This window comes from Rhodococcus sp. 114MFTsu3.1, assembly GCF_000383555.1.
In the GTDB taxonomy this organism is placed as follows: domain Bacteria; phylum Actinomycetota; class Actinomycetes; order Mycobacteriales; family Mycobacteriaceae; genus Rhodococcoides; species Rhodococcoides fascians_E.
Window position 1 is genome coordinate 78,276 of sequence record NZ_KB911558.1, and the last position, 13,339, is coordinate 91,614.

The 13,339-nt window shown below is 60.3% G+C and carries 13 protein-coding genes; 5 read left to right on the forward strand and 8 right to left on the reverse strand.

Features of this window, described 5'->3' with window-relative positions; translation table 11 throughout:
• Positions 1-4: 4 nt before the first annotated feature.
• From H292_RS0122575 to H292_RS0122585, 3 genes are all read right to left on the reverse strand, one after another.
• Positions 5-763, reverse strand: coding sequence for an aspartate/glutamate racemase family protein (locus H292_RS0122575; protein WP_231383890.1), 759 nt, complete (start codon positions 761-763; stop codon positions 5-7).
• An 85-nt stretch (positions 764-848) separates the two neighbouring features.
• Entirely contained in the window at positions 849-2,060 is a 1,212-nt protein-coding gene (locus tag H292_RS0122580; RefSeq protein ID WP_020112862.1) for an acetyl-CoA C-acetyltransferase, read from the reverse strand.
• 18 nt (positions 2,061-2,078) lie between these two features.
• Entirely contained in the window at positions 2,079-2,885 is an 807-nt protein-coding gene (locus H292_RS0122585; protein ID WP_231383891.1) for an SDR family NAD(P)-dependent oxidoreductase, read from the reverse strand.
• On the opposite strand from H292_RS0122585, the gene H292_RS0122590 reads away from it, so the two are divergent.
• The gene (locus H292_RS0122590; protein WP_020112864.1) at positions 2,884-4,074 is read left to right on the forward strand and encodes an acyl-CoA dehydrogenase family protein; all 1,191 of its coding nucleotides are present in this window, start codon (positions 2,884-2,886) and stop codon (positions 4,072-4,074) included. The two genes, H292_RS0122585 and H292_RS0122590, sit on opposite strands and share 2 nt — an antisense overlap.
• Before the next feature lie 114 nt (positions 4,075-4,188).
• Here H292_RS0122590 and H292_RS0122595 read toward each other — a convergent pair whose 3' ends face one another.
• Positions 4,189-4,659, reverse strand: a complete 471-nt coding sequence (locus H292_RS0122595) for a universal stress protein (RefSeq protein WP_196806192.1) — start codon at positions 4,657-4,659, stop codon at positions 4,189-4,191.
• An 8-nt stretch (positions 4,660-4,667) separates the two neighbouring features.
• A complete protein-coding gene (locus H292_RS0122600) occupies positions 4,668-5,411 on the reverse strand; it encodes an SDR family oxidoreductase (protein ID WP_020112866.1) in 744 nt (247 codons plus the stop codon).
• A gap of 87 nt (positions 5,412-5,498) precedes the next feature.
• Between H292_RS0122600 and H292_RS0122605 the strand changes: the two genes are divergently transcribed.
• A complete protein-coding gene (locus H292_RS0122605) occupies positions 5,499-7,037 on the forward strand; it encodes an aldehyde dehydrogenase family protein (RefSeq protein ID WP_231383892.1) in 1,539 nt (512 codons plus the stop codon).
• Between the two features lie 9 nt (positions 7,038-7,046).
• Here the strand turns inward: H292_RS0122605 and H292_RS0122610 are convergent, their stop codons facing one another.
• Positions 7,047-8,339, reverse strand: a complete 1,293-nt coding sequence (locus H292_RS0122610) for an MFS transporter (protein WP_020112868.1) — start codon at positions 8,337-8,339, stop codon at positions 7,047-7,049.
• Here H292_RS0122610 and H292_RS28885 point away from each other — a divergent pair.
• Complete coding sequence (locus tag H292_RS28885; RefSeq protein WP_442978580.1) at positions 8,272-8,457, forward strand: hypothetical protein; 186 nt, start codon at positions 8,272-8,274, stop codon at positions 8,455-8,457. The two genes, H292_RS0122610 and H292_RS28885, sit on opposite strands and share 68 nt — an antisense overlap.
• Before the next feature lie 6 nt (positions 8,458-8,463).
• Here H292_RS28885 and H292_RS0122615 read toward each other — a convergent pair whose 3' ends face one another.
• Together H292_RS0122615 and H292_RS0122625 are read right to left on the reverse strand one after the other, a co-directional pair.
• Complete coding sequence (locus tag H292_RS0122615) at positions 8,464-9,852, reverse strand: MFS transporter (RefSeq protein WP_020112870.1); 1,389 nt, start codon at positions 9,850-9,852, stop codon at positions 8,464-8,466.
• 361 nt (positions 9,853-10,213) lie between these two features.
• Complete coding sequence (locus tag H292_RS0122625) at positions 10,214-10,813, reverse strand: helix-turn-helix domain-containing protein (RefSeq protein WP_020112871.1); 600 nt, start codon at positions 10,811-10,813, stop codon at positions 10,214-10,216.
• 106 nt (positions 10,814-10,919) lie between these two features.
• Here H292_RS0122625 and H292_RS0122630 point away from each other — a divergent pair, with 106 nt between their 5' ends.
• Together H292_RS0122630 and H292_RS0122635 are read left to right on the forward strand one after the other, a co-directional pair.
• Positions 10,920-12,362, forward strand: a complete 1,443-nt coding sequence (locus H292_RS0122630; protein WP_020112872.1) for a purine-cytosine permease family protein — start codon at positions 10,920-10,922, stop codon at positions 12,360-12,362.
• Positions 12,359-13,321 carry an isopenicillin N synthase family dioxygenase gene (locus H292_RS0122635; protein ID WP_020112873.1) on the forward strand — a complete coding sequence of 321 codons (963 nt, stop codon included), beginning with the start codon at positions 12,359-12,361 and terminating at the stop codon, positions 13,319-13,321. The genes H292_RS0122630 and H292_RS0122635 overlap by 4 nt, the downstream gene beginning before the upstream one ends.
• Positions 13,322-13,339 lie beyond the last annotated feature (18 nt).

A 13,339-nucleotide genomic window follows, 5' to 3' on the forward strand; every position in this document is an offset into this window, starting at 1 on the left:
GAAATCACTCCTCGGATCGCTGTGTGGTGGAATCGAAACTGCCGAGCAAACGCTTCAGAGCAGGGACGTTGTAGCCATCGGCATACTCGGCGGCCGAATCCTGGATCGAAGCAACGGGCGCTCTGGCGTACAACCGGCGTCGACTGACGAAAGCGCCCGCCTGCCGATGAATTCGGACGGCCGACTCGACTGCGGTCACGAGCGAGACAGTTCCGTCGAGAAGTGGCGCGCCGTCGACCTCGCGTATACCCACGGCGTTGAGGAACGCGGTCAGGCGACCGCCCGCAGGGATGACGACCTCGGCCCCTTTCTCGAGCGAGGCGCGGGCCGCCGCGACGAACGAGTCGATCGCCTTCTGGCGACCGCCGTGGTCAGAAAAGCACGCATCCAGCTCGTGCGGGGTCAAGCCCATGCATTCGATGCTCGCGAGCCGGTCGCGCAGTCCGTACCTGGCGACGTTCTCCTCGAAACGACCACCGAAATATGGATTGACACCAACGAGCGAGAATTGGCTACCCATCATGCAGGCGGTCAACATCGAAGTCTCACCGAGTGCCAGCACCGGGATGTCCACCATCGACCGGGCCTCACGGAGCGCCGGATCGAGAATGTTACCGATGGCGACCGCGTCGAACCCGTCCTGCTCCGCGCCAACGACCGAGTCGAGTATCGACACCCAGTCGAGGACCTCGAAGAACCGGAAGCTGTCGATGCGGCCGACCCGCGTTCCGCGGAGCTCGAACTCGACGTCTGGCGACTTCACCCCGTCGATATAGGTGCGCAAATACGGAAAGTAATTGGGCGAGTACTCCTCCCGCGACATGCTCAAATACAGGACTCGTGTCACCTCACGCCACCCGCTCGAATATTGCGGCCAGTCCTTGACCGCCACCCATGCACATCGTTTCCATCCCATACCTCGATTCGCGTCGATCCATCTCGCGCAACAAGTTCGCAAGAATGCGCCCGCCGGTCGCACCGATGGGGTGCCCCAGTGAGATGCCGGACCCGTTGACGTTGACGCGGTCCAGATCTGCGTTGCTCAAACCCCATCCACGGAAGCAACCGATCACCTGAGCAGCAAAAGCCTCGTTCAATTCGACGAGATCGATGTCCTTCCACGACAACGACGCCCGCTCGAGTGCCCGACGTGCGGCCGGAACAGGGCCGATACCCATCAGCGCAGGCTCAACGCCGGCCAGGGACCAGCTCACGAGTCGCGCCAACGGACGCAACCCGAGCTGCTCGGCCTTCACTTGCGTCGTCACGATCGCTATCGCAGCCGCGTCGTTCTGACCGCTGGAGTTTCCGGCCGTGACCGATGCGCCGGGCAGGGTCGCGCGCATCATCGGTTTCAGCCGCGAGAGCGACTCGATTGTGGTGTCCGGGCGCGGATGCTCGTCTTGGGAGACGACGAGTGGCTCACCTCCTCGACGCGGAACAACCACAGGGATCATCTCGTCCTCGAACAGTCCGGCGTCGATGGCCGCAGCGGCGCGCTGCTGCGACCGCAACGCCCACTCGTCCTGCTGTTCGCGCGTGACGGAAAACTTCTCTGCAACGTTTTCGGCGGTCTCGATCATTCCGCCCCGAACTGGGTAGCGCCGCCCTCCAGAATTGCTACGCGGGCTCGCGAGCCGATCACGGAGATCGGGGAGACCGCCAGAGTTCCATCGGGCATTTGGCATGTAGTACTCCGCTTGACTCATACTCTCGGCACCGCCGGCCAGCACCAGATCAGAGCCACCGGTCGCGACCTGCATGCATGCGTACAGCACAGCCTGGAGACCCGACCCGCAGCGCCGGTCTATCTGAAGACCTGGCACCGACACATCGAGACCGGCATCGAGTGCTGCAATCCTGCCGATGGCGGCTGCCTCACCGTTCGGGTAGCCCTGACCGAAGATGACGTCGTCGATGTCTGCCGCCGTCAACCCTGTCCGGTCGACGAGACCCTTCATCACTGTCGCGGCCAATGTCGTCACCGGCACGTCCTTGAAGATGCCTCCGTAGCGGCCCACCGGCGTACGGATCGGCTCGCAGATCACTGCATCGGTCATGCTTCTCCCTTTCACTGTTCAAACGCTCGCTTCTCCGCCGTCGACCGCGATGGTCTGCCCGGTCAAAAAATCCGGTGCCGTGAGTGCCAGGTACGCCACTACGTTGGCGAGTTCGTCCGGCGTGCCCATGCGGTAGGCCGGAATACGGCGCATGACCTTGGCCATGGCTGCGTCGTCGGCGCGGAGCTCGGCATTGATATCGGTTGCGAAGTAGCCGGGCGCAACGGCATTCATTTGCGCACCGAACCGCGCCCATTCCGCAGCGACGGACCGAGTGAAGTTGATGACGGCACCTTTGGACGCGCAGTACGCGGAATACCCAGGCCGGCCAAGCAAGCCGAACACCGAAGCAACGTTGACCGCGCGCCCGGAGCCGGCAATAGCGAATCGCCGTCCGGCCTCACGACTGCACAGGAACATCCCGCGGACGTTGGTGTCGAAGATGCGGTCCCATTCGGCCTCGCCGAGATCGACAAGATTGACACGATTGGCGATACCCGCGTTGTTCACCAGCACATCAATCCGGCCGAAGGCATTCTCTGCGTCCTCGAACAGTGCCGCCACGGAGTCGGAATCGGTCACATCCGTCACGCGCACCAGCGCGCGTCCTCCCTGCATTTCGATGCTGGACTTCACGCTTTCCAGCGGCTCGATCGATCTTCCGGCGAGGACAACCGAGGAGCCTTGGCGCGCAACCTCCAGCGCTATCGCCTCACCGAGGCCTCGCCCAGCACCAGTAACCACTACTACCGAATTAGACATGTATGTAATATGTCTGACATCTAGTACCTTAGTCAAATGGATCACAGAGGAGATACTGATCATGAGCCGACTCGCGCGCACAACGGGACTGACTGCCGAGCAGGACGAGATACTCGATGTCGTTCGACGCTTCGTCGAGAAGAAAATCATTCCCGTCGCAACCGAGTTGGAACATGCAGACGAGTATCCGACGGAGATCGTCGAGGGACTAAAGGATCTGGGAATTTTCGGACTCATGATCCCGGAGGAGTACGGCGGTCTCGGCGAGTCACTACTGACGTACGCACTGGTGGTCGAGGAGATCGCCCGTGGCTGGATGAGTGTCTCGGGTGTCATCAACACCCACTTCATCGTGGCGTACATGTTGACTCAGCACGGCACCGAGGAACAGAAGCTGCGCTACCTGCCCCGGATGGCCACCGGCGAGGTTCGCGGCGCGTTCTCGATGTCCGAGCCTGGGCTCGGTTCGGACGTGGCGGCCATCTCCACCAAGGCCAAGCGGACGGCCGAGGGATACGAGATCACCGGGCAGAAGATGTGGCTGACCAACGGTGGCTCCTCGAATCTCGTCGCCGTGCTGTGCAAGACAGAAGACGGCTCCGACTCGGTCTACAAAAACATGACAACGTTCCTGGTCGAGAAGGAACCCGGATTCGGCGAGACCGCACAGGGCGTGACCATCCCCGGGAAGATCGACAAGATGGGCTACAAGGGCATCGACACCACCGAGATGATCCTCGATCATCATCGGGTGGACGAAACCCAGGTGCTGGGCGGCGAAACCGGGAAGGGGTTCTACCAGATGATGGACGGCGTCGAAGTGGGACGTGTCAATGTGGGCGCGCGCGCCGTGGGAATCGCCAATCGAGCCTTCGAGCTGGGCGTCAAGTATGCCCAGCAGCGCGAGACCTTCGGCAAGCCGATCGCCCAACACCAGGCGATCCTGTTCCGCATCGCCGAAATGGCCACCAAGGTCGAGACCGCACACTCGATGGTGGTGCGTGCGGCTCGGCTGAAAGATGCTGGAGAGCGGATGGACGTCGAAGCGGGAATGGCAAAGATGGTGGCCAGCGAATACTGCAACGAGGTCGTTCAGGCCTCGTTCCGCATTCACGGTGGCTACGGATACTCGAAAGAATACGAGATCGAACGGCTTTACCGCGAAGCAGCTTTCATGCTGATCGGCGAGGGTACGACGGATATCCAGAAGATCATCATCGGTCGAGCGATGCTCGCCGAGTACAAGCTCTGAAAAGTGGTACGGCGGGACGACCACACCCTTCCTCCGCCGTACCACCTGTCGCGCATACAGGACTGGACGTGACCCGTGAGGGTCACGTCCAGTCCTGTATGCGCGATTATGCGATCAGACAGTCTTCGCGATGTACACGTCGCAGGGCGCATGAGCAGCGACGGCACTTGCAACACTTCCGAGCACACGCGAAAGTCCCTGTGCACGCCTGTTTCCCACGACGATGAGCTCTGCATCGAGCCTCGCAGCCTCCTCTGATAGAGCGACCGCGGCGCGGCCGTACACTACCGAAGTCGTCACCTGCTCGACTGTGGTCCGAAGTTCGTCCGCAGCGTCACCGACGATGGCGTCCGCGAACTCACCCGAGGTCACGGCCGTGGTCCCAGGCCTGCCGGGATACTCCTTGACAGTGCCGCGGTCGACTGCATTCACCACATGCAAAGTCGATCCCAGCCTCCGCGCGATTTCCGCCGCTCGGCGGGCAGCCCGCATCGAGGCCTCCCCCCCGTCCACTCCGACTACGATGATGCTTGACACAGAGAGCTCCTTGTCCTGATCAGCAGAGGCTGGCTGATGAAAGGTCACGCACCGATTTACATTCCGCCGTCGACCGCAATGTCCTGACCGGTGATCATGTCCGATTCAGGCGTGGACAGGAAGACTGCGAGGTTCGCAATGTCGATTGCCGCGATTCGCTTCTTCATGCTCTGATTCTCGAGCACCCACGCGTCGTATCCAGGCTGCTGGTCGCCACGGTCGCGGAACTCTGCGTCGGAGAGGACTGCACCGGGAGAAATTCCATTCACGTTGATGAGGTAATCGCCCAGTTCGCGGGCCATACCCTTGATCAGTCCGAACATTGCGCCCTTAGACGCAATGTAGGGCACATACCCCGTCCATCGGCCGGTGAGGGTGAGCGACGTGATGTTGACGATCTTGCCGTAGTTCTTTGCCTTCATGTGCTCCGAACACACGCGCGACAATACGAAAACGGCCGAGGAGTTCACCCTCACCTGATCCTCGTACTCCTTGATGGTGAATTCGGCATGAGGCTTGAAGATCACCAGGGCCGCATTGTTGACCAAGACATCGACCCCACCGATCTCGTCGGCCAACGCCTTTACCGACGACTCGATACCCTCCAGATCACTCAGGTCACACCCGAAGAATCGAATTCCTTCACCGATACTGTCGAGAGTCTGCTGCGCGTCGGGCGCGTCAGGTCGATCCAACGCGATGACGGTGGCACCTTCCTCTACGTACCGGCTGACCAATGCCTGGCCGATGGTGCCGAGAGCGCCTGTGATCAGAACGTTCTTACCTGTCAGTGAACCCACGAAATATTCCTCACGTCGTCGTGCGCCCGGAGCCGTGCACTGGCGTGGCTCGATGATCGGGCATGGTCATTGTATAATGTCAGACAGTTGCGCAATGGTCAATGTGGAAAAGTTTCAAGCCTCACTTGGCGTTTGCAATACAGAGTAGGCTTCGGTCTGACATTTCACGTTCAGTTTGACCTTTCCAGCGCACGGAGGCTTGAAGTGGAGCATTTCGGACAGCACTACATCGGTGGTCGGTGGGTCACGCCCAGCGGCCAAGGAACACGGACCCTGGTCGATCCGACGTCCGAGGAGCCCTGGGCCACCGTGGCATCCGGGGGTGGGACCGCAGATGTCGATCATGCTGTAGCGGAGGCGAAAGCCGCATTCTCCAGCTACTCCAAGACGACCGTCGGCCAGCGGATCGAGCTGATCGATCGCATCATCGCGGTGTACGAAAGCCGTGAAGACCAACTTGCTCAGCTCATTGCGCAGGAGGTCGGCGTTCCAGTCTCCTTCAAAGCACAGGTGAGCGGCCCTGCCGGTCACATGAAGGTCGCTCGCGACCTCATCCGCGACTACAAGTTTCAGCGCGAGCTGGCCGATACGCTAGTCCGGCGCGAGGCAATCGGCGTCTGCGCCCTCATCTCGCCCTGGAACTGGCCCGTTCAGACCTCGGTCATCAAAGTGATCTACGGAATTGCCGCCGGCTGCACGATGGTACTCAAGCCTTCGGACGCCTCCCCTGCCTCGGGCGTCGCGCTCGCCGAGATCATGCACGAAGCCGGAACACCTCCAGGCGTTTTCAACCTGGTCATCGGGCGAGGAAGCGTGGTGGGCGACGCCCTCTCGCGGCACCCCGACGTCGACATGGTGTCCTTCACCGGCTCTACGGGCGCGGGGGTGAAAGTCGGCGAATCGGCCGCCCGCACAGTCAAGCGTGTTTGTCTCGAACTCGGCGGAAAGTCCGCAAATATTGTTCTTACCGACGGCGATCTGGAAAAGGCCGCTCGTTGGAACGTGCAGCGAGGGTTCTCGAATACCGGGCAGTCGTGCCACGCACCCAGCAGGCTGTTGGTGCACGAGTCTCAGGTGAAGGACATTCTGCCTTTCATCGAAGACGAAATCACACGGATGCGCCTCGGCGACCCCAGGGACCCGGCGACAACTCACGGTCCGCTCGTGCATTCCCAGCAGTACGAAAGCGTCCAGAACCATATCGAAGTGGGCCTCAACGAGGGCGGAACCCTCGTCACCGGAGGATTGGGCAGGGCAGACGGTTTCGATCGCGGATTCTTCTGCAAGCCAACCGTTCTTGCTGACGTGGACCGCGAGATGACCCTCGCCAAGGAAGAGATCTTCGGCCCGGTGCTCGTCGTCATGCCGTACCGCAACGAGCAGGAGGCACTCGAGATCGCCAATGACTCGATTTTCGGTCTCGGCGGCTACGTCTTCAGCGAAAATCGTGACCGTGGTTATGAATTCGCGTGCGGCATCAGGGCAGGCCGGGTGTCGTTCAACGGCGCCAACACCAACTCGCTCACGCCCATGGGAGGCTACAAGCAGTCCGGAATCGGCCGGTCGATGGGCGAGTACGGACTCGACGAGTACCTCGAGGTCAAGTCGATTTACGGGTTCGCCTGACTGAGTTCCTCACCCGCGGGAAACATGTTTTCCGCGGGTGAGGCTCCCCGTGACCACAACACCAGTCAGCAGCACGATCGAGATTCCGATGACCACCCAGCCGGTGTCACGGATCCCTCCGTCACCCACGTCCGGACCGGCCGTGAACTGAAGTACTGCTGCGGCTAGATTTGCTCCCAGAAACTGCACCGTGCGGTACATTCCCATGGCTGTACCGACTTCGTCCACCGAGGTCGCAAAGTTGACCATGCTCTGGTTGGACAGATTGTTGAACCCGCTTGGCACGCCGAGGACTGCTGCGACTAACAGCACGACGACGATCGGGGCCGTGGAACGCTCCACGGTGGCCAATAGCAGTCCACCGATCGACAACGCAAGCGACCCTACGATTAGGGTGAATCGAATTCCGTAGCGTGCCAATACCTTCGATGCAACGTATGTCGATCCCATTGCCACGATGGCGACGGGCAACATAGTGAGGCCGGTTTCGGTCGCCGTCATTCCGCGCTGGTACTGCAGCCACTGCGGGACCGAGAAGAACACCGAATAGAAGGCCACGTAGGTCAAGAGCGTTCGGACCAGAGTCGCGCTGAGTGAACGATTCCGGACCAGCGCCCTGACATCGATGAACGGTTCGTCGGTGTGCCATTCTCTCGCTGCGAAGGCGATCAGCGCTATGGCGGGTACCAAGAGCAGAAACCACGAAGGCGTTTCGGCCAGGGAGAGCAGAAACATCATGGCACCAGCGGTCAGGACGACGAAGAGTCCGACACCGAGGAGGTCCAACGATCGAAGCACCGAGCGCCGAGACTTTCCCACCGCTGAACCCGAACCCCGATCGACGTATCGAAGTACTGCGATCGTGCTGGCTACGATGACCGGAACGTTGATCCACAGAATCGACCGCCATCCGAAAGTCCCAACCAGAAGTCCCCCCAGAGTTGGACCGAGGGCAGCAACGGACTGACTGCACAGCACGAGCGTCAGCAATGCCGATTTCGGATCACTTCGATGACGGTCTGCATAGTCGCGAATGATTGTCATCGCGTTCGGAAAATGTGTAGCCATGCCCGTTCCGAGCAACACGTACGCCGCAACGAGCCAGTTGATATTCGGCGCGAAAGACCCCATGATCGTTGCCACTCCGACGATTCCGAGCCCCACCAGATAGATTTTGCGCGCCCCGAAGATCGAACCGAGCTTTCCGCCGATGGGCGCGGAAACCGCTGTGGCTATGTACATTCCGGAAATCAACCACGATCCGCCTGTAGTCGATCCGAAATGCGTGACGATGGCAACCATCGCCACCGCGATCATCGACGAGTTCAACGGCTGCAAAACACTTGCCGCCGAAGCGGAGACGCTGACTTTCGCCGGCACCTGCGCTCCAACGGCCCTCTCTGTCGGATTCATCGAATGAATTGACTCAAGATCGATTTGCGACCTTCGTCGAGTCGGACGCCTCGACAATAGGTTCCGAGTCCGAACTGGGCAGACCGTAGACAGAGGTCCGCAGGTCGGTGTTCCTGGTTTCCGGTACGAGCCACACCCCCACCAATCCGATCAGGCCGATGAGCGCCATGGCATAGAAGGCAGGCGATACGGGATTTCCAGTGAGGCTGATCAACGTTGCTGCGATCAACGGCGTGGTTCCGCCGAACAGAGCGACGGAAAGGTTGTATGAGATTCCATGCCCACGGCACCGGAGTGCGGTCGGGAAGATCTCCACCATTCCGGTGAACATCGCAGCCCCGTAGATCGACAATCCGACGGCGAGGAGTGCCTGCCCGATGAATGCTCCGGCCACGGACCCCGAACCCGCAAGTGCAAACGCGGGGTACGCGGCGACCAAGAGCCAGATTGCACCAGCGTAGTACATCGGCTTGCGGCCGAGCCAATCACACAGAATGCCTATCACAGGAAGCAGCGCCGCGAGCACCATGATGGCAGCCATGTTCGACAGCAAGGCACTCGTTGCAGCAATACCGCCCTGACTGACAACGAAGGTGTACATGTAGCCGCTGAGTAGGTAGGCACCAATTGCGTACGGGGGCTGCAGCAGAATTACGAGGACCATGGACTTGCGCGTACTGAAGGTCCCTCGCAGCGCGCCGGACACGGCGTTCCCCGAGTCGCGACGAGGGGTCATCTTCTCGTACTCCGCTGCCGCTTCGAGGAATTCGTCGGGATCCTCCAATGTCCTCCGCAGCACGTATCCAACAACGGCCACGACTCCACCGAGTATGAACGGGATTCGCCATCCCCATGCCTCGAAAGCCTCTTCGCCCAAGGCCGAGCGAAGCCCGAAGATGATCGCCGCAACCGCAGCGACGGGCCAGTAGGAGAAGGATTTCACTGCTCCCATCCACGACGCTCGCTTCGTTGCAGGTGCCGACTCCACAATGTAACTCTCGACCCCCGTCGTCTCACCGCCGATCGACAACCCCTGCAGCAGGCGGCAGAAGATCAGGATGAGTGTCGCAGCAATGCCGATCGACTCGTACGTCGGGATCATTCCGATGAGCATCGTTCCGACACCCATCAGAACCACGGTCCAGGACAGGACTGCGAGGCGTCCGAACTTGTCTCCCACGTACCCGAAGAGCGCTCCTCCGAACGGGCGCGCCACAAACGACAGTGCGTATACGGCAAAGGTACCCAGGATCGCGGCGGCCGGATTTCCAGCCGGAAAAAAGTGAACAGCAATAGTGGGTGCCATCAAGGCGTACACCGAGTAGTCGAACTGCGTTCCGATTTCACCGATCGCCCCGCCAAGCTTTTTCCTGCGATCGCTGTGCTGGTGCACCTGGCTCATGCGCTCTCCTCGTGGTCGGCGGCGTGAAAGTCGACGTACTGTGCCGCGCGATGGGCAATGCGATCCATATTGTCCCTTTGAGAACAGCTTGTCAATAGACTTTATTGGTTATTGTCTGACTTTAACCGTATGAAATACCACCGTCGACCGACCAAATGAACCGTCCCTGCACAACGGGTCCACGTGGCGGGGCTCGGTGCCCTCCACCTGCCACGGCCGGAGGATGTGATCAACGTCGATGAGGCATACCCGTTGGGTCGTGACCGCTACCCAGGCGCGCGACGAACAGCACTCAAATGCCCAACCGAGTACCTGATCGACGGACAGTCGATCGTCGCGCACTCGGTCGACGAGCAGAGGTTCAGGAGCTCGGCTGAACCGTGTGATTGAGGATGAGAAGGGCGTGAGCAGGCTTGTTGCCTACAAGCAGCCAGCGATGTAGAAGGGCGGCGTCGTGTCGGATAAAGTCTCCCGCCTCCAACTGCCAAGAACCTTCGCCGTCGATCTCTACCTCGAGGGCTCCACTGATCAAGTAGACCGCCGCGAGCCCATTCGACTGGAACCACTCGGAAATGTGCACATCCGGCTCGAGTCTGTACTCGGTGACCTCCAAGCTCGAGTCGCGATCGAACAGCAGCGCGCGGCCGATTGCTGCGTCAGACCGACTCGATACCGGCACCGGGTTACCACTTCCGGCGCGGACGATCACTACTCGACTCTGCGAGTCCAGCGGATTGGGCATGAGCTCACCAGGCCCGACTTCGAGGACTGCGGCAAGGCGGTAGATGGTGACCATCGAGGGCATGCTCAGCCCACGCTCGACATGACTCAGAAACGGCTGGCTGATGCCAGCGCTCGCGGCCAACGATCTCATCGACATTCCGGCAACCTCACGCCGAGTTCGTACCGCGGCACCGATTGCCACAGCAAGCTCGGTCTCGTCGTCGATTGGCTGCGACATTTACAACTCCGTTACACAGAAGATAGCTACAGGAAATACTCGCACGGCATTTTGATAGCTGACAGTTATCGAAATGGATCTCGTGAGCACAGTATGGAGTTTAGAGATGATCGCCAGTGCAACCGATCAACCGGCCAGTAACAATTCTCCACCTGCACCCGGCTCGTCGCGATTCACGATCGAGCAACGCGGTATCGACCATGTACCTACGAACGAACGCCACGGCTCGGTGCGCTCGGTGGCGCTGATGTGGAGCGGCGCGATGATGAACGTCACCGGCATCGTCTTCGGAACCCTCCTGGTACTTCTCGGTCTGAACTTTTGGCAGGCCGTGGCCGCAATTCTCATCGGCAACGCAACGTGGATTATCACCGGGATGTGTTCGCTTCCGGGTCCGGCAGCCGGGACCACGACCTTCGCTGCGAGCCGAGCCCCTTTCGGACGCAACGGAAATCGCCCAATAGCACTCTGCAACTGGATCATGCAGATCGGCTACGAGTCTCTGGACCTGGTGTTGATGTTCCTGGCCACATCCGTCCTCCTCGGGCAGGTCGGAATCGAACTGGGAGCTACGCTCGAAGTCGTCGTTATCTTGGTATTGGCAGTTACACAGAGCATTCTGCCTGTCTTCGGTCTGTCTGTAATCATGAAGGCCATCCGAATTCTCTTGATCCCGTTCACGGTCTTGTTTGCAATTCTGATCGTGCTGGTGTTCGACTCCGTCGCGGTCGACACGACAACTGCGTCCGGTGGCGTCGCGCTGTTCTTCGCCGGTGTAGCGCTGGCGGCGTCAGGAAGCGGTCTCGGATGGACGCCGAATGCAGCCGACTACGCTCGATATCTGCCTGCATCCACGAGCCGTGTTCGATTGGTAGCAGGTACTGCACTCGGTGGTGCAATGCCACAGATCCTTCTGATGACGCTCGGTGCGGCCGTCGCCACGGCGGTTCCCGATGCAGTCGATCCCATCAGTGGTCTGCCGTCCGCTCTGCCGCCGTGGTTCTTGGTTCCCTACCTCCTCGTGGTCTTACTACAACTCACCGCACTCAATGCCATCAACCTCTATTCCTCGGGAATGACGCTTCAAGCAATGGGAATTCGAGTCTCGCGCTGGCAAGCTGTCGTTATCGATGCCGTCGTCTGCGCGATCATCGCAATCGTTGTGACGTTTTCCGGCGACTTCAACGCATTGCTCGGGAACTTCCTGCTCCTCATGATCGTCTGGTTCGCACCGTGGGCGGCGATCATGGTGGCCGACTACTTCTTGCGCTCGGGCAGGTACGACATCGCATCGTTGTCCGGCGACGGCGGTGCGTACCGCCGAATTCGCGGTTTGAACCCAGCCGGGGTCACGTCCCAGGTCGCCGGAATGATCGCAGCCTTGCTGTGCATCAACACCACTGTTTTCACGGGCCCCATCTCGTCCGCATTGGATGGTACCGACCTCAGCGTGCCCGCGGGCCTCATCGTGGGAGCAACGGCATATTGGGCTTTGGCTCGCAAATCCACCCGCAAGGAAAGCAAACTCACCGAAAGGCTCAGCGCATGAATACAATTCCCCTCATCGATCTTCAAGAGTGGCGCGGCGGGTCGACAGCGCAGCGCGTGCAGCTGGCCGGCCGCGTCGACCGAGCCCTCCAGGAATCAGGCTTTCTGATGATCTCGGGTCACGAGATCGATCCCCGCCTTCGCGCTCGAATTCGGGCGGCTGGATCGAAGTTCTTCACCAGCTCGCCCGAGGTCAAACATAGATATCGCACACGTGTCGGCGGGCGCGGTTGGATCCCTTCGGGAGCCGAAGCGAATGCTTACCTGGAACAGTCCCCCGGTCCGGCCGACCTGAAAGAGACCTATACCAGCGGCTGGGACGACCACTCGACCGGCGACCAGGCTGTCGACGACGAATGGTTCGCCCCCAATGTCTGGCCAGGGGAAATACCCGAGTTCGAGCGGCTATGTGTGTCTTACACCCAGCAAATGCGTGCGCTGGCACAGGAACTGCTCACAATCTTTGCTACCGCACTGGATCTCGATCCTGACTGGTTCACGTCCCGCACCGACCGGGCTCCACATTCGTTCAACCTCAACCGATACCCGGCAATGACCGAGACAGGCACAGCGCTGGAGGGCCAGTTCCGAATCGCACCGCACACCGATTTCGGGGTGATCACCATCCTCGATCGCCAGGCAGGTCACGGCGGGCTGCAGGTCGACACCGGTGACAGCAGCTGGACCGACGCACCTTTCGTCGACGATGCCTTCACCATCAACATCGGCGATCTGATGGCCCGGTGGACAGGTGATCGCTGGCGATCAACCCGACACAGAGTTTTGCCTCCCTCGGAGCTGGCCCCACAGGAAGAACTGATCTCTCTGATCTTCTTCTTCGAGGCCAATCACGACGCGGTTATCGAGTCGTTCGACCCACCGATCGGACGAACCCACAACTATCGATCGGTCACAGCCGCGGACTACCTGCGCGCACGGTACGCCGCAATCACGATTTGAAACGTCCAGAGGCACTGG

Bases quoted from the DNA above. Each gene is read 5' to 3' on its own strand.
- H292_RS0122610 (WP_020112868.1), bottom strand. From the start codon at position 8,339: ATGGTTGCCATCGTCACGCATTTCGGATCGACTACAGGCGGATCGTGG.
- H292_RS28885 (WP_442978580.1), top strand. From the start codon at position 8,272: ATGTACATTCCGGAAATCAACCACGATCCGCCTGTAGTCGATCCGAAA.
- H292_RS0122625 (WP_020112871.1), bottom strand. From the start codon at position 10,813: ATGTCGCAGCCAATCGACGACGAGACCGAGCTTGCTGTGGCAATCGGT.
- H292_RS0122615 (WP_020112870.1), bottom strand. From the start codon at position 9,852: ATGAGCCAGGTGCACCAGCACAGCGATCGCAGGAAAAAGCTTGGCGGG.
- H292_RS0122630 (WP_020112872.1), top strand. From the start codon at position 10,920: ATGATCGCCAGTGCAACCGATCAACCGGCCAGTAACAATTCTCCACCT.
- H292_RS0122635 (WP_020112873.1), top strand. From the start codon at position 12,359: ATGAATACAATTCCCCTCATCGATCTTCAAGAGTGGCGCGGCGGGTCG.
- H292_RS0122580 (WP_020112862.1), bottom strand. From the start codon at position 2,060: ATGACCGATGCAGTGATCTGCGAGCCGATCCGTACGCCGGTGGGCCGC.
- H292_RS0122585 (WP_231383891.1), bottom strand. From the start codon at position 2,885: ATGATCAGTATCTCCTCTGTGATCCATTTGACTAAGGTACTAGATGTC.
- H292_RS0122590 (WP_020112864.1), top strand. From the start codon at position 2,884: ATGAGCCGACTCGCGCGCACAACGGGACTGACTGCCGAGCAGGACGAG.